This is a genomic window from Empedobacter sp. UBA7494, from assembly GCF_002478465.1.
GTDB classification, from domain to species: Bacteria; Bacteroidota; Bacteroidia; order Flavobacteriales; family Weeksellaceae; genus Empedobacter; species Empedobacter falsenii_B.
In genome coordinates this window covers 40,265-56,920 of the sequence record NZ_DLOC01000008.1, presented here as the reverse complement: position 1 = coordinate 56,920, position 16,656 = coordinate 40,265, and the positions used below count along the sequence as shown (strand labels likewise).

General features: G+C 32.3%; 20 protein-coding genes and 1 pseudogene. 7 read left to right on the top strand and 14 right to left on the bottom strand.

The window, feature by feature from the left end; all coding sequences use genetic code 11:
• Positions 1-74: 74 nt before the first annotated feature.
• From B4E95_RS01215 to dnaA, 4 genes and pseudogenes are all read right to left on the bottom strand, one after another.
• Positions 75-469: pseudogene (locus tag B4E95_RS01215) on the bottom strand (HU family DNA-binding protein).
• Between the two features lie 189 nt (positions 470-658).
• On the bottom strand, positions 659-1,366 hold the full coding sequence (locus B4E95_RS01210; RefSeq protein ID WP_221854563.1) for an SAM-dependent methyltransferase: 708 nt from the start codon (positions 1,364-1,366) through the stop codon (positions 659-661).
• Between the two features lie 9 nt (positions 1,367-1,375).
• Positions 1,376-1,822, bottom strand: coding sequence for a low molecular weight protein-tyrosine-phosphatase (locus tag B4E95_RS01205; RefSeq protein WP_221854564.1), 447 nt, complete (start codon positions 1,820-1,822; stop codon positions 1,376-1,378).
• Positions 1,823-1,840: 18 nt separating this feature from the next.
• Positions 1,841-3,268: a chromosomal replication initiator protein DnaA gene (dnaA, locus tag B4E95_RS01200; RefSeq protein ID WP_291089281.1), complete on the bottom strand. Its 1,428-nt coding sequence runs from the start codon at positions 3,266-3,268 to the stop codon at positions 1,841-1,843.
• A 255-nt stretch (positions 3,269-3,523) separates the two neighbouring features.
• Between dnaA and B4E95_RS01195 the strand changes: the two genes are divergently transcribed.
• The 3 genes from B4E95_RS01195 (at position 3,524) to B4E95_RS01185 (ending at position 4,922) form a co-directional block, all read left to right on the top strand.
• On the top strand, positions 3,524-3,784 hold the full coding sequence (locus B4E95_RS01195; RefSeq protein WP_114999876.1) for a hypothetical protein: 261 nt from the start codon (positions 3,524-3,526) through the stop codon (positions 3,782-3,784).
• 84 nt (positions 3,785-3,868) lie between these two features.
• Positions 3,869-4,297, top strand: coding sequence for an acyl-CoA thioesterase (locus tag B4E95_RS01190; protein WP_286484564.1), 429 nt, complete (start codon positions 3,869-3,871; stop codon positions 4,295-4,297).
• 94 nt (positions 4,298-4,391) lie between these two features.
• On the top strand, positions 4,392-4,922 hold the full coding sequence (locus B4E95_RS01185) for an adenine phosphoribosyltransferase (protein WP_291063341.1): 531 nt from the start codon (positions 4,392-4,394) through the stop codon (positions 4,920-4,922).
• Between the two features lie 38 nt (positions 4,923-4,960).
• On the opposite strand, the gene B4E95_RS01180 is transcribed toward B4E95_RS01185, so the two are convergent.
• On the bottom strand, positions 4,961-5,170 hold the full coding sequence (locus B4E95_RS01180) for a hypothetical protein (RefSeq protein ID WP_291089278.1): 210 nt from the start codon (positions 5,168-5,170) through the stop codon (positions 4,961-4,963).
• Between the two features lie 4 nt (positions 5,171-5,174).
• Entirely contained in the window at positions 5,175-5,564 is a 390-nt protein-coding gene (locus tag B4E95_RS01175) for a SanA/YdcF family protein (protein WP_291089275.1), read from the bottom strand.
• Positions 5,565-5,705: 141 nt separating this feature from the next.
• Here B4E95_RS01175 and B4E95_RS01170 point away from each other — a divergent pair, with 141 nt between their 5' ends.
• The 3 genes from B4E95_RS01170 (at position 5,706) to B4E95_RS01160 (ending at position 7,265) form a co-directional block, all read left to right on the top strand.
• Positions 5,706-6,497, top strand: coding sequence for a HipA family kinase (locus B4E95_RS01170; protein WP_291089273.1), 792 nt, complete (start codon positions 5,706-5,708; stop codon positions 6,495-6,497).
• Positions 6,475-6,858: a DUF3037 domain-containing protein gene (locus B4E95_RS01165; protein WP_291089270.1), complete on the top strand. Its 384-nt coding sequence runs from the start codon at positions 6,475-6,477 to the stop codon at positions 6,856-6,858. The genes B4E95_RS01170 and B4E95_RS01165 overlap by 23 nt, the downstream gene beginning before the upstream one ends.
• An 80-nt stretch (positions 6,859-6,938) precedes the next feature.
• Positions 6,939-7,265, top strand: a complete 327-nt coding sequence (locus B4E95_RS01160; RefSeq protein WP_125349072.1) for a single-stranded DNA-binding protein — start codon at positions 6,939-6,941, stop codon at positions 7,263-7,265.
• An 81-nt stretch (positions 7,266-7,346) separates the two neighbouring features.
• Here the strand turns inward: B4E95_RS01160 and B4E95_RS01155 are convergent, their stop codons facing one another.
• The 8 genes from B4E95_RS01155 to B4E95_RS01120 form a co-directional block, all read right to left on the bottom strand.
• Positions 7,347-8,570, bottom strand: a complete 1,224-nt coding sequence (locus B4E95_RS01155) for an aminotransferase class V-fold PLP-dependent enzyme (RefSeq protein ID WP_291089266.1) — start codon at positions 8,568-8,570, stop codon at positions 7,347-7,349.
• A gap of 137 nt (positions 8,571-8,707) precedes the next feature.
• Positions 8,708-10,027, bottom strand: coding sequence for a Fe-S cluster assembly protein SufD (gene sufD / locus B4E95_RS01150; protein ID WP_291074496.1), 1,320 nt, complete (start codon positions 10,025-10,027; stop codon positions 8,708-8,710).
• 78 nt (positions 10,028-10,105) lie between these two features.
• The gene (gene sufC / locus B4E95_RS01145) at positions 10,106-10,861 is read right to left on the bottom strand and encodes a Fe-S cluster assembly ATPase SufC (protein ID WP_219035199.1); all 756 of its coding nucleotides are present in this window, start codon (positions 10,859-10,861) and stop codon (positions 10,106-10,108) included.
• A gap of 141 nt (positions 10,862-11,002) precedes the next feature.
• Positions 11,003-12,460 carry a Fe-S cluster assembly protein SufB gene (sufB, locus tag B4E95_RS01140; RefSeq protein WP_114999857.1) on the bottom strand — a complete coding sequence of 486 codons (1,458 nt, stop codon included), beginning with the start codon at positions 12,458-12,460 and terminating at the stop codon, positions 11,003-11,005.
• A gap of 4 nt (positions 12,461-12,464) precedes the next feature.
• Positions 12,465-13,319 carry a hypothetical protein gene (locus B4E95_RS01135; protein ID WP_291089263.1) on the bottom strand — a complete coding sequence of 285 codons (855 nt, stop codon included), beginning with the start codon at positions 13,317-13,319 and terminating at the stop codon, positions 12,465-12,467.
• A 1-nt stretch (position 13,320) separates the two neighbouring features.
• The gene (locus B4E95_RS01130) at positions 13,321-13,650 is read right to left on the bottom strand and encodes a HesB/IscA family protein (protein ID WP_180906272.1); all 330 of its coding nucleotides are present in this window, start codon (positions 13,648-13,650) and stop codon (positions 13,321-13,323) included.
• 119 nt (positions 13,651-13,769) lie between these two features.
• The gene (gene trpS, locus B4E95_RS01125; RefSeq protein ID WP_221854568.1) at positions 13,770-14,741 is read right to left on the bottom strand and encodes a tryptophan--tRNA ligase; all 972 of its coding nucleotides are present in this window, start codon (positions 14,739-14,741) and stop codon (positions 13,770-13,772) included.
• Between the two features lie 111 nt (positions 14,742-14,852).
• Complete coding sequence (locus B4E95_RS01120; RefSeq protein ID WP_221854569.1) at positions 14,853-15,503, bottom strand: carboxypeptidase-like regulatory domain-containing protein; 651 nt, start codon at positions 15,501-15,503, stop codon at positions 14,853-14,855.
• A 121-nt stretch (positions 15,504-15,624) separates the two neighbouring features.
• On the opposite strand from B4E95_RS01120, the gene B4E95_RS01115 reads away from it, so the two are divergent.
• Positions 15,625-16,569: an energy transducer TonB gene (locus tag B4E95_RS01115; protein ID WP_291089260.1), complete on the top strand. Its 945-nt coding sequence runs from the start codon at positions 15,625-15,627 to the stop codon at positions 16,567-16,569.
• The last annotated feature ends 87 nt before the right edge of the window (positions 16,570-16,656 follow it).

Below are 16,656 nucleotides of genomic sequence, written 5' to 3'. Positions count from 1 at the left end.
TTTAGGGAAGATTACAGAGAGGCTTCTAATTAGTAAAAAGGAAGCTTCTTGTTGGTCGAAAAGAAGCTTCCTTTTTACAGCACTCTCTTTACCTTCTGAAATTTAGCAATTTTTAATGCATCAGAAATACGTTTACCTGGTCGGTAATTAATCTTTGCACCTTTAATTAAATTGGTATTAAAATCAGTCTCGTTAGCTGCTCCTTCACTACTTAAGCTAGGATAAAAACTACCTAACTTGTCCAAGCGTACAATTTTTCCATTTACAATTTGGTTAATAATTACATTTTCTAACGCAATGATAACTCCTCGAATATCAGCTTCAGAAAGTGCAGAAAACTTTTCTATTTCCGCTGTTAATTCATCAATGCTAGCTTCGCCATCGGTTTTTGCGGTTGCATACCATTTTTAACACCTCCTCCAGCTACTCCTGGTTGCGGTTTTTCTACTAAGTTAAATTTTATTGCCATAGCATATTGTTTTGGTTAATTAATTTGTATTAAGATAGTTATTTTTTATTAATACTCAACAAGACACAAAAAATGATTAAATAAAATAGCCAACTTAGTATTAAGTTGGCTATTTTATTTACTTTGGATAAACGACTCGCGAAAAGAAACACGAAGTGTTGATCTATTATTTTTTAAATTATAATTATATTAAGCTTGCATCACAAAAATAGCAGGACGTTTATGAAAATCATACTTCTCATTTTTCCATTCTTTAATAGATAATGTTCGGATATCTTCGTCCTCTAATGTAATATGACACGCGACACAAATCTTAGTTTCAGCACGAAGAATCTTCGTTAAATCGTCTACCATTTGATTGTTACGATAAGGCGTTTCCATAAAAATTTGAGCAATTCCAGTCTTCGAACTTTCAGCTTCTAAATGTGCTAATTTCTTTTTACGTTCGGTCTTATCGATTGGTAAATAACCGTGAAAAGCAAAGTTTTGACCATTCATTCCAGAAGCCATTAACGCCAACAAAATAGACGATGGACCAACCAAAGGCACAACCTGAATACGTTTCTGTTGCGCAACTTTTACCAGCTGTGCACCTGGATCTGCAACCGCAGGTAAACCAGCTTCGGAAATAATTCCGATCGTTTTGTTTTGATCCAATAATTTGATCAAATCTAACATTTCTTCTGGCTCTGTATCTTTGTTTAGAATGTAAATATCTAAATCGGCTTGAACTTTTTCGGGGCAAACTTGTTTGATAAATTTACGTGCAGATTTTTCGTTTTCTACCACAAACGTATCAATTCCACGAATAACGTCAAGATTGTATAAAGGCAATACTCTACTGTGTTCGCTTTCACCTAAAAGTGAAGGAATCAAATAAACTTTAGCCGTTTTCATTGTATAATTTTAAAGATTGTATTTTTTGATGATTCCGTCTGTGGCTTCATCTAATAATTGGTAAACATGCTCGAAAGCATCTTCACCATCGTAGTAAGGATCAGGTACATTTTGCGTTTGCCCTATTCCATCTTTCAAGATCAATTTAATTTTGCTTTGCTCTTCTTCGTTTCGAGTTAATTTTTGCAAATCGATTAAATTCTGTTCATCCATTGCAAAGATTAAATCAAACTCATCGAAAAAAACTGGATTGAAATGCATGGCACGTTGATCAGAAATATCAACACCATATTTTTTAGCAACCGCAACCGAGCGTCTATCTGGTTGTTCACCAACATGCCAATCACCCGTACCAGCAGAATCTACCAAATGATTTTCGCCAACCTTTGTTTGTAAAATTCCTTCTGCCAACGGAGAACGACAAATATTACCTAAACAAACCATCAAAATTTTCATTGAAAAAATATTTATAGATTAATCTGCAATTTTACGTGAAATATCTTCGATATAACCACGGAATTGCTTATCCGTTTCTTGTAAATTTTTCACTGTTTTACAAGCGTGTAAAACTGTTGCGTGATCACGTTTACCGATTTGTGTTCCAATACTTGCCAAAGACGCTTTTGTATATTGTTTTGCAAAATACATCGCCAATTGACGCGCTTGTACCACATCACGTTTACGTGTTTTAGACTGAATATCTTCAATCTTCACTTTAAAGTATTCACAAACTATTTTCTGAATATAATCAATCGAGATTTCTTTGCGAGCTGTTTGTACTAATTTTGATAACGTACGCGCAGTTAAATCTAACGTAATTTCACGTTTATTCAGCGTTGCTTGCGCAATAATAGAGTTTAATGAACCTTCTAATTCACGCACATTTGTATCAATATTTTGTGCGATATAATCCATTACTTCATCAGGAAATTCGATACCATCGTTTTCTAATTTTTGTTTCAAAATTGAAAGACGTGTATTGTAATCAGGATTTTGTAAATCGGCTGATAATCCCCATTTGAATCGAGAAATTAATCGATCTTCCATATCTTGAATATCTGCTGGAGATTTATCCGAAGTCAAAATGATCTGATTTCCTCTTTGATGTAAATGGTTAAATATATGGAAGAAAACTTCTTGCGTTTTTGCTTTTCCAGATAAAAACTGAATATCATCCATAATCAAAACATCAATCATTTGGTAAAAGTGAATGAAATCATTTTGATTATTATTTTTTACAGCTTCTATAAATTGTTGTGTAAATTTCTCAGTTGAAACATACAAAACAGTTTTATCTGGATGCAAATCTTTTACTTCTAAACCTATCGCATGCACCAAATGAGTTTTTCCTAACCCTACTCCACCATAGATGAATAGAGGATTGAACGAAGTCCCTCCTGGGCGTTTGGCAATCGCACGACCAGCCGCACGAGCTAATCGATTTGATTCTCCTTCGATAAAATTATTGAATGTATAGTTATGATTTAATTGCGAATCAATTTTTAATTTTTGCAATCCTGGAATAACGAAAGGATTCATCATTTTACCAGCTTGCAAATTAATTGGCGCTTCTACCTCTTGTGGGCGAGGTTTTTCTTTGTTCGAACTTGGAATACGTACCGTAAATGGTTCACGTCCTTGCGACTTTTGATCCATCAAAATACTGTATACCAATTTTGCATCAGAACCTAATTCTTTTTGTAAGGCACTTTTTAAAATTTTGATATAATGTTCCTCTAGCCATTCGTAAAAAAATTTACTTGGTACTTGTATTGTTAAAACATTATTATTTAGTTTGCCCGGACGTATCGGTACAAACCAAGTATTGAAGGCATCTTCTGCAATGTTATCTTTTATAAAAGACAAGCATTTTTCCCACACAGAATTTGCAGTTATCGTCATAATATTGTCCAAAAGTGCTTAAGTTTTAATGTAAAATATTGAAAGTCAATGTTAAATTTTCATCAACACTTCTCTACAAAATTGTGAACAAATTTTGAATAAAAAAAATGATTTAGGTATTGATATATTAAAAAATACTTTGTATAATTCAAAATAATCAATAAGTAGTTTTAGACAAAATAAAAGTACTGCAAAGATAATCTTTTCGGACATATTTTGGCTTATAAAACTATTAATTCTTATTTTTGTATTACTATGGAAATTACACAAGAAAAAATTGACTTCGCAATTATCAAAGTAGAAAATCATTTAAATGATTTGGGCATCAAAAATAATTTTTCTCTTTTACGAATTGAACAAGGTGAAGAAGAAAATGTAAGGACTTTTTATTATGAAATAGCAAATCCCACTTTCAAAACGATTATTCAAATTCAATATGATTTTTTAAAAGAAGAGCAAAAAGATTCTTCGCAAACTTCTTTTAGTTGGATGGATTACAAAAAAATTACTGAATAGACTTTTTCATTTTTTATATAATTAATGATAAAGTCTTTTTTTTGTTCTCTACTTTTGAAGATTAAAATGATGTTTTAGAAAATTATGGAGAAGATAGAACAAACCGAACAATTAAATGTTTTTCGCACCAAAACTCGTATTCTGTATAAACACACCGATCAAATGAAAGTGGTTTATTACGGAAACTATCCAGAGTTTTATGAAATTGGTCGTGTAGAATTGATGCGTGAACGTGGTTTTCCTTATGCCGAATTGGAAGCAATGGGAATTCAGATGCCGATTATCGAAATGCATACAAAATATATTGGTAGCGCTTTGTACGATGAATTAATCGAAATTGAAACTACAGTTCATGAGCGTGACAAAGGTGTTCGCATTCGATTTGATTATAATATATATAATGAAGCGGGAAAAATAATTAATCAAGGATACACTATTTTATGTTGTATTGATGCCGAAACTCGTCGTCCTGTTCGTATTCCAGAACGTATTTGGACAAGTTTAGGTTTATAATATTATTTAGAATCATTAATTATTCGTTAAAACAAATTCTTGCAAATGATTTCTCATTAAATTTGTTCCTTAACAAAACATGATTAAAAAACGAATGTCAACACTTCAAGAAAAAATCAATCAAACGATTGTAGACGTTATCGATTTTCCAAAAGAAGGAATTGTCTACAAAGACATTACTCCATTGTTCTTAAATCCTGAACTTTCGGATGAAATTGTAGACGCTTTTGTAGAAAAAGCAAAAGGTAAAGTGGATATTGTTTGTGGAATTGAAAGCCGTGGATTTTTGTACGGAATTCAGATTGCACAAAAATTAAAAGTTCCTTTTGTATTAATTCGTAAAGCTGGTAAATTACCTCCTCCAACAATTAGTCAATCTTATGATTTGGAATATGGACAAGCAACTATCGAAGTAAATTCGAATTACATCAAAGATGGTGCGCGAGTTCTAATTCACGACGATGTTTTAGCAACTGGTGGAACTGCCGAAGCTTGTGCTAAATTAGTAGAAAAATGTGGTGGAAAAACAACACAGTTTTCTTTTATTGTTGATTTGACTTTCTTAAACGGAAAAGATAAATTAACATCTTTTACAACTGATATTGTTACTTTAATAGAATATTAAACTAAAAACTCCGCTCAAAATTTTGAGCGGAGTTTTTTTTATTTTTTAGGCGCTATAATCACTTCTGGCGCTCTTTCATTCCCAATATCCAACAAAGCTTTTATATTCGCTAAAATTTCTCTAAAACTCTGTTTACCTTCCGTTTTATAAGGTCCGCTATCCGCATTATATCCAATACAATCCAATCCGAAAACTTTTCCTAAGAAAAGCGCTCTTTTGAGATGATAAGATTGAGAAATTAAAATCACTTTATCAAATTGATAATCTATAAATCGTGCTATACGTGTCCAAACCTGCCCCATCGAGATAAGTATCTTCAATTTTGACACCTCTATCCAACAAGTATTTTTCCATCACATCAATTTCATTAAAATTCTCGTGAAGTTTTTCTCCAGAAAGTAAAATTACATCCACTTGATCCTCTTTGTAAAGTCGAATTGCAGCATCCAAACGATCTTCCAAAAAACGAGTTGGTTGTCCATTAGCTTGCACTTTTGCAACAAAGACAACTGCCACACGATAATCTGACGGAATATTTCCTTGATAATTATAAATGTAATACGAAGTAAAAACTTGAATAATCAATGCAACGATCAAAGTAAAAACCGCTATTAATCCAGCGATAAACATACTTTTACGCATTACAAATCTTCCTATTTTACAAGTTTACTCAACTATCTTTTGTTTTAAAAAATTTTAAGATTCAAAAGTCTATAAGTTTAGTGATATTTAAAAATTATAAATGTGAAAATTATTTTAAATTTTTCATCGTAATTTTAGAGAATGAATGAGATTGAGTTAAGAACAGTTACCGTTGAACGATATTTGCAACCTTTGCGCGAAGGTGGTTCTTTGCCTGCACTAGCTGATGCAGATGACGGTTTTAAATATGTTTTAAAATTTAAAGGTGCTGGTCATGGCCCTCGCATGTTGATTTCCGAATTGTTAGGAGGAGAAATTGCACGTGTTTTAGGATTTAAAGTTCCTGAATTAGTTTTTGCAAATTTGGACGAATATTTTGGTCAATCCGAAGCAGATGAAGAAATTCAGGATTTGTTAAAATTTAGCGAAGGAACTAATTTGGCTTTGCATTATCTGTCTGGTGCAATCAATTATGATCCTGCTGTGATGAAAATTGATGACAAATTATCTTCGCAAATCGTTTGGTTAGATGCATTTTTGACGAATGTAGATCGTACTTTTCGCAATACAAATATGTTGATGTGGCACAAAGAATTGTGGTTGATAGACCATGGTGCATCTTATTATTTTCATCATTCGTGGGACAATTGGGAAAAAGCCGCGCTTGCTCCTTTTACGCCAATTAAAGACCATGTTTTACTGAAAAATGCGACAAAACTTGAAGAAATTGATGCAGAATTTAAAGCGATTTTGAATGATAAAATCATTGATAAAATTGTCGATTTGATTCCTGACGAATGGTTAGAAACAGAAGTTACACATTCTACTCACGAAGAAATGAGAACGGTCTACAAAACATTTATCAAAACTCGATTACAACATACCGAACTTTTTATAAACGAAGCAAACAATGCCAAAAAAAATCTTATATGAGTATGCTATTCTTCGTTTAGTTCCGAAAGTTGAACGCGAAGAATTTATCAATGTTGGAGTAATTTTATTTTCGAAGAAAAAAGATTATTTGAAAGTAAAATATTTTATTAATGATAGTAGAATCAATGCTTTTTGCCACGAATTAGATCTTGATTTTATTGACAGTAATTTGAATGCTTTGTCTAAAATTGCCGAAGGAATTCATCCTGAATCTGCTGTATCTAATTTCGAAACCCCTGAACGTTTTCGTTGGTTAACAGCTGTCAGAAGTTCGTCTATCCAAAGTTCTCGTCCGCATCCTGGTAAAACAACGAACCTTGATAAAACCTTGGATCAATTATATAAAGAACATGTTTTATAAAAGTTAAATACTTAAAAACGAATGTTTTAAAAATATTTTCTTAAATTTGGACATACATTAATTTTAAATTATTTATCGCCATGAGTACATTAAGAAACAAAGTTCAGCTAATTGGGAATGTTGGTAGCAATCCTGATGTTAAAACATTAGAAAACGAAAAGAAGTTTACAAAATTTAGTCTAGCAACGAACGAAAGCTACACAAATAGCAAAGGTGAGAAAGTTCAGCAAACGACGTGGCACAATTTAGTTGCTTATGGACCAATTGTAAATGTGATCGAAAAACATGTAGAAAAAGGGAAGCAACTTGCTATAGAAGGCAAATTGACTTACCGAGATTATCAAGATAAAGATGGTCAACAAAAAACGATTACAGAAATTATAATTGATGAAATTGTACTTCTTTAGCGTTTAAAATAAAAGGGAAACGGATTAATTCGTTTCCCTTTTATTATTTTATAAGGTTCCAAAATAAATTTGGAATATGAATTATCCTAACATTCTAATCGCGGTTTTTAGACCTTCGATAAATGTATCTATTTCTTCTTTTGTATTATAAACAGCGAATGAAGCGCGTACCGTTCCCGGAATATTGAAATGATGCATAATTGGTTGTGCACAATGATGACCAGTACGAACAGCAATTCCTTTTTTGTCCAAAATCATTCCGACATCAGATGAATGAACACCATCAAATTTTAAGTTGAAAGAAACAGCACCAGAATGTTCTGCATCTTTTGCATAAATCTCCACTTCATCAAATTCTGATAAACGCTGAATTGTATAATCTACTAATTCTTTTTCGTAATCGTGAATCGTTTGCATTCCGATAGAATTGATAAAACCTACAGCAGCTCCAAGACCGATAATCCCTGCAATATCTGGTGTACCTGCCTCAAATTTGAAAGGTAAACAAGCATAAGTCGAAACTTCCATCGTTACATCTTTTATCATCTCTCCTCCTCCGTGGAAAGGTGGTAATTCATTCAAGATATCTTCTTTTCCATACAAAATACCGATTCCAGTTGGACCATACATTTTGTGTCCAGAAAAAACCAAGAAATCACAATCCATTGCTTGTACATCAATAACCGTATGTGGAGCAGATTGCGCCGCATCAATCAAAACCCAAGCACCTTTTGCATGTGCTTTTTCAATAATAGTTTTGATCGGATTTACAACACCTAAAGCATTCGAAACTTGATTAACACAAACTAATTTGGTTTTATCTGTCAATAAATCATCCAACTTCTCAATATCCAAAATACCTTCTGCAGTTAACGGAATATATTTCAATTTAGCACCAGTTCGCTGACACAACAATTGCCAAGGAACGATGTTAGAATGATGCTCGATTTCGGTAATAATAATTTCATCATCCGCTGTTAGGATATTACGAAGTGAATTAGAAACTAAATTAATTCCTTCCGTTGTTCCACGCGTAAAAATAATTTCGTAATCTTGTTTCGCATTGATAAATTTCTGAATCTTACGACGCGATTCTTCCATCAAATCTGTTGCTTCTTGACTTAATGTATGAATTCCACGGTGTACATTTGCATTGTACTTTTCGTAATATTCGTCCAAAACATCTAAAACAACTTTCGGTTTTTGAGAAGTTGCACCATTATCTAAATAAACCAATGGCTTTCCATTGACTTCTCTCTCTAAAATTGGAAATTGACTTCTTATTTGTTGAATATCTATTGACATTTTTTTAAGTTTTGAGTGATGAGTTGTGAGCTATGTGTAATAAAAAAGTAAGTATTCAAAAATAGTTTCAAATACTTACTTTATATTTCAAAATAAGTTCTACTTAAAACTTATTACGTATAACTCAGAACTATATTTTATAATTCGAAATCTAAACTAACCCCTAATTTTTTTGCAATTATAGCGTTTACTCGATTTGAGATTTGTGGAATTTGCACATGTCGTAAAGCGTCTGCAGCAAAAGCATACAATAACATTGCTTTCGCTTCTTTTTTTGGAATACCACGTTGTTGCATATAGAATAAAGATTCTTCTTCTAATTGCCCAACTGTACATCCATGTGAACATTTTACATCATCAGCAAAGATCTCTAATTGAGGTTTTGTATTAATTGAAGCTCCATCAGATAATAAAACATTATTATTTTGTTGGAATGCATTTAATTTTTGTGCTTCTTTGTGTACATAGATTTTACCATTGAAAACACCTTGTGCTTTCTCATCATAAATCCCTTTGTACAATTCGTGCGACTCACAATTCGGGAAATTATGCTCCACAAATGTATGATGATCGATATGTTGTTTTCCATCAATCACAGTAATTCCGTCCATTACAGAGTTACAATTTTCTCCATTCTGGAAGAAATTCAAATTGTTACGTACAATTTTTCCTCCAAAAGCAAATGTAAATACATTGGCACGAGAATCTCTTTCTTGGTTGATATATGTATTGTCAACTAAAGAAGCATCGTTAGAATCATTTTGGAATTTGTACCAATGAATTTCAGAATTACGTCCAACATTCACCTCCGAAACAACATTTGTTAGGTTTGCTTTTTCGTCTAATGTTTGATGTCTTTCGATAATTTGAACTTGTGCATTATCTCCAACTACAACCAAATTACGTGGTTGATACATCGCTTCTTGAGAAGCTCCTGTTGAGAAATAAACAATCTGAATTGGCTTAGATAAAATCACATTATTTGGAATATAAATGTAAGTTCCATCTTTTGCAAAAGCAGTATTTAAAGCAACTAAACTTTCGTCTTTTTTCGCAATTTTTCCGTAATAATTCTCAATTACAGCTTGATGAGTTGTTTTATGCATTGCGCTTGACAAGACACAAATATCAGCTTCATCATGTGTTGTATTTGACAAAAACGAAGAATATTTTCCGTTAATGAATACGATTGTATATGTATCAATATCATTAATCAAATATTTCTTGATGTCTTTGTACTCTACTGCAACTTCGTCTTCTGGGAACAATTTGTAATCCACCTTCAACAAAGGAGCAAGATTTGTATATTTCCATTCTTCGTCTTTACGTGTCGGAAAACCTTTTTGATTAAAGATTTCGATAGCTTCTTGACGTAAACCTTCGATTCCTTTATTCACTTTATTTTTTTCGTTGAACACTAAATGACGAGAAACTAAATTTTCTTTTAAATCAATCATTTTAGATATTGTATTAATGTATTATGTAAGAAGTAAAAAGTACTTTGGACTTAATACATTTTACATTTTACAAAATGTTTAGATTCCTGCTTCTTCTTTTACCCAGTCGTAACCTTTTGCTTCTAATTCTAAAGCTAATTCTTTACCACCAGATTTAATGATTTTTCCGTCTGCTAAAACGTGTACAAAATCAGGAACGATATAGTCTAATAAACGTTGGTAGTGTGTAATTACTAACACTCCATTGTTTTCATTTTTGAATTCGTTTACACCATCCGCAACAATACGTAAAGCATCAATATCTAAACCAGAATCAGTTTCGTCTAAGATCGCTAATTTTGGGTTTAACATTAACATTTGGAAAATTTCGTTACGTTTTTTCTCACCTCCAGAGAAACCTTCATTAAGTGAACGAGATAAGAAATCTTTTTTGATTCCTAATAATTCTGCTTTTGCACGAATTTCTTTTAACATTTCTGAAGCTCCCATTTCTTCTAAACCTTGCGCTTTACGCGTTTCGTTGATAGAAGTTTTGATGAAATTTGTTACAGAAACTCCAGGAATTTCGATTGGATATTGGAAAGACATAAAAATTCCTTTTTGTGCTCTTTCTTCTGGTGCTAATTCTAAGATTGATTCATTGTCAAACTCGATATCACCATCCGTTACTTCGTAATCTTCTTTACCTGTAATAACGTTAGATAAAGTTGATTTTCCTGCACCATTAGGTCCCATAATCGCGTGAACTTCACCTGGATTAATTTGAAGGTTTAAACCTTTTAAAATTTCGCGCTCTTCGATACGAGCGTGTAAGTCTTTTATATTTAATAACATAATCTAATTTGTAAATTAGTTAATGTGATAATTTTCTAATTATCTTGATTTTGATATTAGATGTCAGATTTTTAGCATCCTCCATCTATATATCTGTTTATTATTGTTAATTTCTAACTTCTCAATTCTAGTTTCTAATAACTATCCTACAGAACCTTCTAATGAGATTTCTAATAATTTTTTGGCTTCAACAGCAAATTCCATTGGTAATTTATCCAATACTTCGCGGCTGAATCCATTTACGATTAATGCAATCGCTTTTTCTGTATCGATACCACGTTGATTACAATAGAACAATTGATCTTCACCAATTTTAGAAGTTGTTGCTTCGTGTTCTAATTGAGCCGATTTATTTTCGATTTCAATGTAAGGGAAAGTATGCGCACCACACTCGTTACCCATCAACAATGAATCACATTGTGAAAAGTTACGTGCTCCTTCGGCATTTTTCATTACTTTCACTAAACCACGGTAAGAGTTTTGAGATTTACCAGCAGAAATACCTTTTGAAATGATTGTCGATTTTGTATTCTTACCGATGTGAATCATTTTTGTTCCTGTATCCGCTTGTTGATAATTATTTGTTACCGCAATTGAGTAAAACTCACCTACCGAATTATCTCCTTTTAAGATACAAGATGGATATTTCCATGTTACCGCAGAACCTGTTTCAACTTGCGTCCACGATACTTTTGCATTTTTCTCGCAAACTGCACGTTTTGTTACAAAGTTGAAAACTCCACCTTTTCCTTTATCATCACCAGGATACCAGTTTTGTACAGTAGAATATTTGATCTCAGCATCATCCATAATGATTAACTCAACCACAGCAGCGTGTAATTGGTTTTCATCACGCATTGGCGCTGTACAACCTTCTAAATACGAAACATAAGCACCTTCGTCCGCAATTAATAAAGTACGCTCAAACTGTCCTGTTCCTGCAGAGTTGATACGGAAATACGTTGATAATTCCATTGGACAACGAACACCTTTTGGAATATAACAGAATGATCCGTCCGAGAAAACTGCCGAGTTTAAAGCTGCATAAAAGTTATCTGTTGGCGGAACTACTTTACCAATGTATTTTTTCACCAATTCTGGATGTTCTTTAATTGCTTCCGAAATTGACATAAAAATAATTCCTTTTTCTGCTAATGTTTCGCGGAAAGTTGTTTTTACTGAAACTGAATCAAAAACCACATCAATCGCAACTCCAGACAAACGTTTTTGTTCATCTAAAGAAATTCCTAATTTCTCGAAAGTCTTTAATAATTCAGGATCAACTTCGTCTAAACTTGCTAATTCTTTCTTTGGTTTTGGAGCTGCATAATACTGAATAGCCTGAAAATCTGGCTTTTCGTAAGTTACGTTTGCCCATTCTGGTTCTTCCATTTTAACCCAAGCGCGGTAAGCTTCCAAACGCCATTCCGTCATCCACTCAGGCTCCTCTTTTTTGGCTGAAATAGCACGCACGATATCTTCATTCAATCCAACTGGGAATTCTTCATATTCCATTTCAGTCGTCCAACCAAACTCATATTGCTTTTGGCTAGCAAGATCTTCACGTAGATCGTCTTCTGTATATTTTGTGTTACTCATCTTATTATTTATAAAATGTATAGGTAAAATTAAACTGTAAAGGTTGCTGTTTATCAGCTTTATTTCCTAAAAATTTGAATTCTTTTAATCGTTGATTTTGATCTAAAATCACCTCAAATTGTGGTTGATTATTTTTCGAAATCTGATATTTATTTTGAGCAAATAATTTAATTTCTGACCAAGGTCCTTCTACCAAATTAATTTTTTCTGTTTTTTGCGTAACATCTGGTGTATATTCTTTTATTTTGAATGGCACCTGAAATGTCGAATTGCTATAACAAATCTTATTAATGTCTTGACCTAATGATTTTGTAATTCTACAATCGTGCATTAATCGATCTTCGAAACCAATTTTCTGCTCCATATAGGTTTTCTTCAACATCACATCTCCTTCTAACCAAATGATATCAAATAGTTTATTTCCGTTTTTGACATACATATTTTCTTGGTCATAAAAGAATTGATTTGTTTTTACTTCACTTCCTTTTCTTGCTATTGTTTCGGCAGAAATTACACCATCTTTGTACGTATAACTTACTTTAGTTGGTGTTGCAACCTCATCTGTCAATTCAAAATCAAGAAGATTTCCTGTCGCATCATAATTTGCTTTGTACGCAACTTTTTTGTTTGATGCATTGGTAATGGTGATTGTTTTGATTTTTGATTCGTCTAAATCCAACGCTTTTATAAAAGGTTTTACATTAAACAAACCGAAAAATAGTTGTTCTGAATAAGCTTTATTCAATTTTTTTGAAGATTCGGTTGGTTGAAAAACCATCAAATCTTTTTCTACAATTGTATTTTGTCCAAAAGCAACAAAACCAATCAAAAACGTAACGAATAAAGCTATTTTTTTCATCTTAAACAGCAAAACTTTCTCCACAACCGCACGTGCGCGATGCATTTGGATTATTGAATACGAAACCTTTTCCATTCAATCCTCCTGAATATTCTAATGTCATTCCAACAAGGTATAAAAATGATTTTTTGTCAACCAAAATTCTTACGCCATTGTCGTCAAACAATTTGTCATCTGCACTTTGTTCTTTCGTAAACTCTAAATTATAGTTTAAACCTGAACATCCTCCACTCGTAACTCCTACACGAACAAAAGATTCTTCGATAGAAGTTCCTTCTTCTTGTAAAAGTGAAATTATTTTATTTTTTGCTGATTCTGAAACCTTAATCATTTGATTCTAATTTTATATTGCAAAGGTACTTATTTAAAATGACTTCAAATAATGAACGATATAAATATTAACAATCGCTTAAGTTATATTATTTATCGCCAACTTACAATTGGATCAAATTACTTCAATCCCAATTTGTTTCGTGTACGTTTCAATACTTTTTGTGCAACACCTCTTGCTTTCAATGCTCCATTTTCTAAAAATGCATCCAAAGTCACTTTATCATTCATCAATTCATCAAACTTAGTACGCGCATCAGCATATTTCTCTAAAATCAATTCGTATAAAGCCTGTTTTGCATGACCATATCCGTAACCTCCATTCAAATAATTTTGACGCATTTCCTCTATTTGTTCTGGCGTTGCCAATAATTTGTATAAAGCAAAAACATTGTCTGTATCTGGATTTTTTGGATCTTCTAATGGCGTTGAATCCGTTTCAATCGACATTACTTGCTTGCGCAATTGTTTTTCTGGTAAGAAAATATTGATGAAATTATTTCTTGATTTAGACATTTTGTTTCCATCAGTTCCTGGAATCAACATAATATTTTCGTCGATTGCAGCTTGTGGTAAAACAAAATTTTCTCCCATTTGGTGATTGAATTTTTCGGCAACACTACGTGTAATTTCTAAATGTTGCAATTGATCTTTCCCAACAGGTACAACTTCAGCATCATACAATAAAATATCCGCAGCCATCAAAATTGGATACGTAAATAATCCAGCATTTACATCTGCTAAATAATCTGCTTTATCCTTGAAAGAATGCGCTAAAGTAAGACGTTGAAATGGAAAGAAGTTCAATAAATACCATGTTAATTCTGTTGTTTCAGTCACATCAGATTGACGGTAAAAAACTACTTTCGAAGGATCTAAACCTAATGCCAGCCAAGTTGCAGCCACTTCGTACGTATTTTGTTTTAACACTTCCGCGTCTTTAATTTGCGTTAAAGCGTGTAAATCAGCAATAAAAATGAAAGAGTCATTTCCTTCTTTCTCCGTTAATTCGATTGCTGGAGAAATTGCTCCTAAAATATTTCCTAAGTGCGGAGTTCCAGTAGCTTGAACTCCTGTAAGTATTCTTGGCATTTGTTTAAAAATTTAAGGAACAAAGATAAACTTAATCAACGAAATGCACCAATTGTAACGAGAAGTTTATTTGAATTAATTGACAAGAATGACGAAAAACATATGGACGAACTAAAAAATCTTCCCAATTTGTCGAAATGGCCAAGTGATTGTGCGACCTATTTTTCTAAAGAAAAGTGATTTCTTATGATAAACAACTTCACCTAAAAGAACATCTCCAGTTTCTGTTTTTATATTTTGACACACAGAAGGGTTTGTAAAAGTAAATTCTTTAATTCCAAAACTACCATATTCTAATGTATAAGAATCTTGGTTTTTCGGAACTTTTATTTTAAACTCACCATTTTCATTTGTATATACAATATTTTTCGAATTTTTAAGGTTCACAGGAATATCATATTCTGGAAAACCATTACCATCATTAATAATTCCTTGTACAATAATCGAATCATTCTCAGTTTGTGCTTTTGTAATAGTTGAAAAGCTCAAAAATCCAACTAAAGAAGAAAGTTGTAACCATCTTTTGGATTGATTAGAAATAGATTTTGAAGCTTCGTATGAATTAAACTGTTCTAAATTTCTAGTTTTAATTTTTACACAAGCGGCAGGATTATCATTCAGAAAAGTTTTTAATTCTTTGAATGAATAATGATCCAAATCGTGAACACATTTTGAACAAACATCACAAAACTTTTGTTGTGCGTTTGTATCAGCCATTTCGTTCCAATTTTTATTACATTTTTTATCAATTTGTAGCTGCATAAAAATCTACTTTTCAATAAAATTAAACTTTTTTCGAAAATTTTTCAAACCTCAACCAACCTTTTTACAAAAAGATGAATCTATAAAGAAAAAAGATTCATTAACCTTAAATTATATTGATATGAGTAACAAAGCTTTTTTAGACATTCTTTTCGAAAATCGAAACAAAGAATATGGTGCGTATCAACTAAGACAAGTTGCAAGCCAAGATTTGATGAAGTCTCTTTTTGTAGGGATTGGTATTGTTGCATTAATTACTGGTGGAACTATTTATGCAAATAATAGAACGATGAATGCTACAACAATTGATGAAAATAGTGTAATAGTTTGTCCGATTAATATTCCTGAAACTCCTCCAATCGAGAAAAAAGAAGTTGTAATTCCTCCAAAAGAAGATCCACCGATGGAAGAAAAAACAATTCAATTGAAAACAGATCAGGCGAAACATATTATTCCGACTCCAACAGAGAGTCCGAAAGTTGAAGAAACTATAAAATCTGTTGACGAACTGAAAGGAAAAGATTTAGGCGTTTTTGATAGAAATGGTGATAAATCTAATGGACAAGTTGGTGGTGGAGAAGTAAGTGACGAAGGAAATAAAGTAGGTAAACAAAATACCGACATTCCAGAAGGACCAAAAACTCCAGAACCTGTAAAACCTGATGTTGCAATTACAGCGAAAAATGCTGCAGTAATGGCAATTTATCCTGGTTGTGAAAGTGAGAGCAAAAAAGGAAATGCAGCTTTAACAAAATGTATGAGTGATAAAATCTCGAAAGAGTTAGGTGGAGAATTAAGTGATTTTGCCGAAACTGCTTCTCGAAATAATATTGGTTCAGCGGTTGCAAAAATGCAATTTATTGTAAACAAAAATGGAGAAATCTCACAAGTAAAACCATTAAACGGAAGTAATCAAGATTTAGGGAAAGAAGCTAAATCTGCGTTAGAACGTATCAATAAACAAATTCTACGAAAAGGTAAAAAAATAACACCTGCCAAATTAGAAGATGGTTCTGATGCAAATTTAATTTTCTCTATCCCTGTCAAATTTCAAACAGCAGAATAATTCATCATACTTTTCTTTCTGAAACCATTGCATTCTATTTTTAAGTGCGATGGTTTCATCTTGTTTAAGAAATAATTTCTCAAAAAA

What these genes read in the sequence shown, in the direction of transcription:
- B4E95_RS01210 (WP_221854563.1), bottom strand. Translation starts at nt 1,366, where the DNA reads ATGAAAACGGCTAAAGTTTATTTGATTCCTTCACTTTTAGGTGAAAGC.
- B4E95_RS01205 (WP_221854564.1), bottom strand. Translation starts at nt 1,822, where the DNA reads ATGAAAATTTTGATGGTTTGTTTAGGTAATATTTGTCGTTCTCCGTTG.
- dnaA (WP_291089281.1), bottom strand. Translation starts at nt 3,268, where the DNA reads ATGACGATAACTGCAAATTCTGTGTGGGAAAAATGCTTGTCTTTTATA.
- B4E95_RS01195 (WP_114999876.1), top strand. Translation starts at nt 3,524, where the DNA reads ATGGAAATTACACAAGAAAAAATTGACTTCGCAATTATCAAAGTAGAA.
- B4E95_RS01190 (WP_286484564.1), top strand. Translation starts at nt 3,869, where the DNA reads ATGGAGAAGATAGAACAAACCGAACAATTAAATGTTTTTCGCACCAAA.
- B4E95_RS01185 (WP_291063341.1), top strand. Translation starts at nt 4,392, where the DNA reads ATGTCAACACTTCAAGAAAAAATCAATCAAACGATTGTAGACGTTATC.
- B4E95_RS01175 (WP_291089275.1), bottom strand. Translation starts at nt 5,564, where the DNA reads ATGCGTAAAAGTATGTTTATCGCTGGATTAATAGCGGTTTTTACTTTG.
- B4E95_RS01170 (WP_291089273.1), top strand. Translation starts at nt 5,706, where the DNA reads ATGAATGAGATTGAGTTAAGAACAGTTACCGTTGAACGATATTTGCAA.
- B4E95_RS01165 (WP_291089270.1), top strand. Translation starts at nt 6,475, where the DNA reads ATGCCAAAAAAAATCTTATATGAGTATGCTATTCTTCGTTTAGTTCCG.
- B4E95_RS01160 (WP_125349072.1), top strand. Translation starts at nt 6,939, where the DNA reads ATGAGTACATTAAGAAACAAAGTTCAGCTAATTGGGAATGTTGGTAGC.
- B4E95_RS01155 (WP_291089266.1), bottom strand. Translation starts at nt 8,570, where the DNA reads ATGTCAATAGATATTCAACAAATAAGAAGTCAATTTCCAATTTTAGAG.
- sufD (WP_291074496.1), bottom strand. Translation starts at nt 10,027, where the DNA reads ATGATTGATTTAAAAGAAAATTTAGTTTCTCGTCATTTAGTGTTCAAC.
- sufC (WP_219035199.1), bottom strand. Translation starts at nt 10,861, where the DNA reads ATGTTATTAAATATAAAAGACTTACACGCTCGTATCGAAGAGCGCGAA.
- sufB (WP_114999857.1), bottom strand. Translation starts at nt 12,460, where the DNA reads ATGAGTAACACAAAATATACAGAAGACGATCTACGTGAAGATCTTGCT.
- B4E95_RS01135 (WP_291089263.1), bottom strand. Translation starts at nt 13,319, where the DNA reads ATGAAAAAAATAGCTTTATTCGTTACGTTTTTGATTGGTTTTGTTGCT.
- B4E95_RS01130 (WP_180906272.1), bottom strand. Translation starts at nt 13,650, where the DNA reads ATGATTAAGGTTTCAGAATCAGCAAAAAATAAAATAATTTCACTTTTA.
- trpS (WP_221854568.1), bottom strand. Translation starts at nt 14,741, where the DNA reads ATGCCAAGAATACTTACAGGAGTTCAAGCTACTGGAACTCCGCACTTA.
- B4E95_RS01120 (WP_221854569.1), bottom strand. Translation starts at nt 15,503, where the DNA reads ATGCAGCTACAAATTGATAAAAAATGTAATAAAAATTGGAACGAAATG.
- B4E95_RS01115 (WP_291089260.1), top strand. Translation starts at nt 15,625, where the DNA reads ATGAGTAACAAAGCTTTTTTAGACATTCTTTTCGAAAATCGAAACAAA.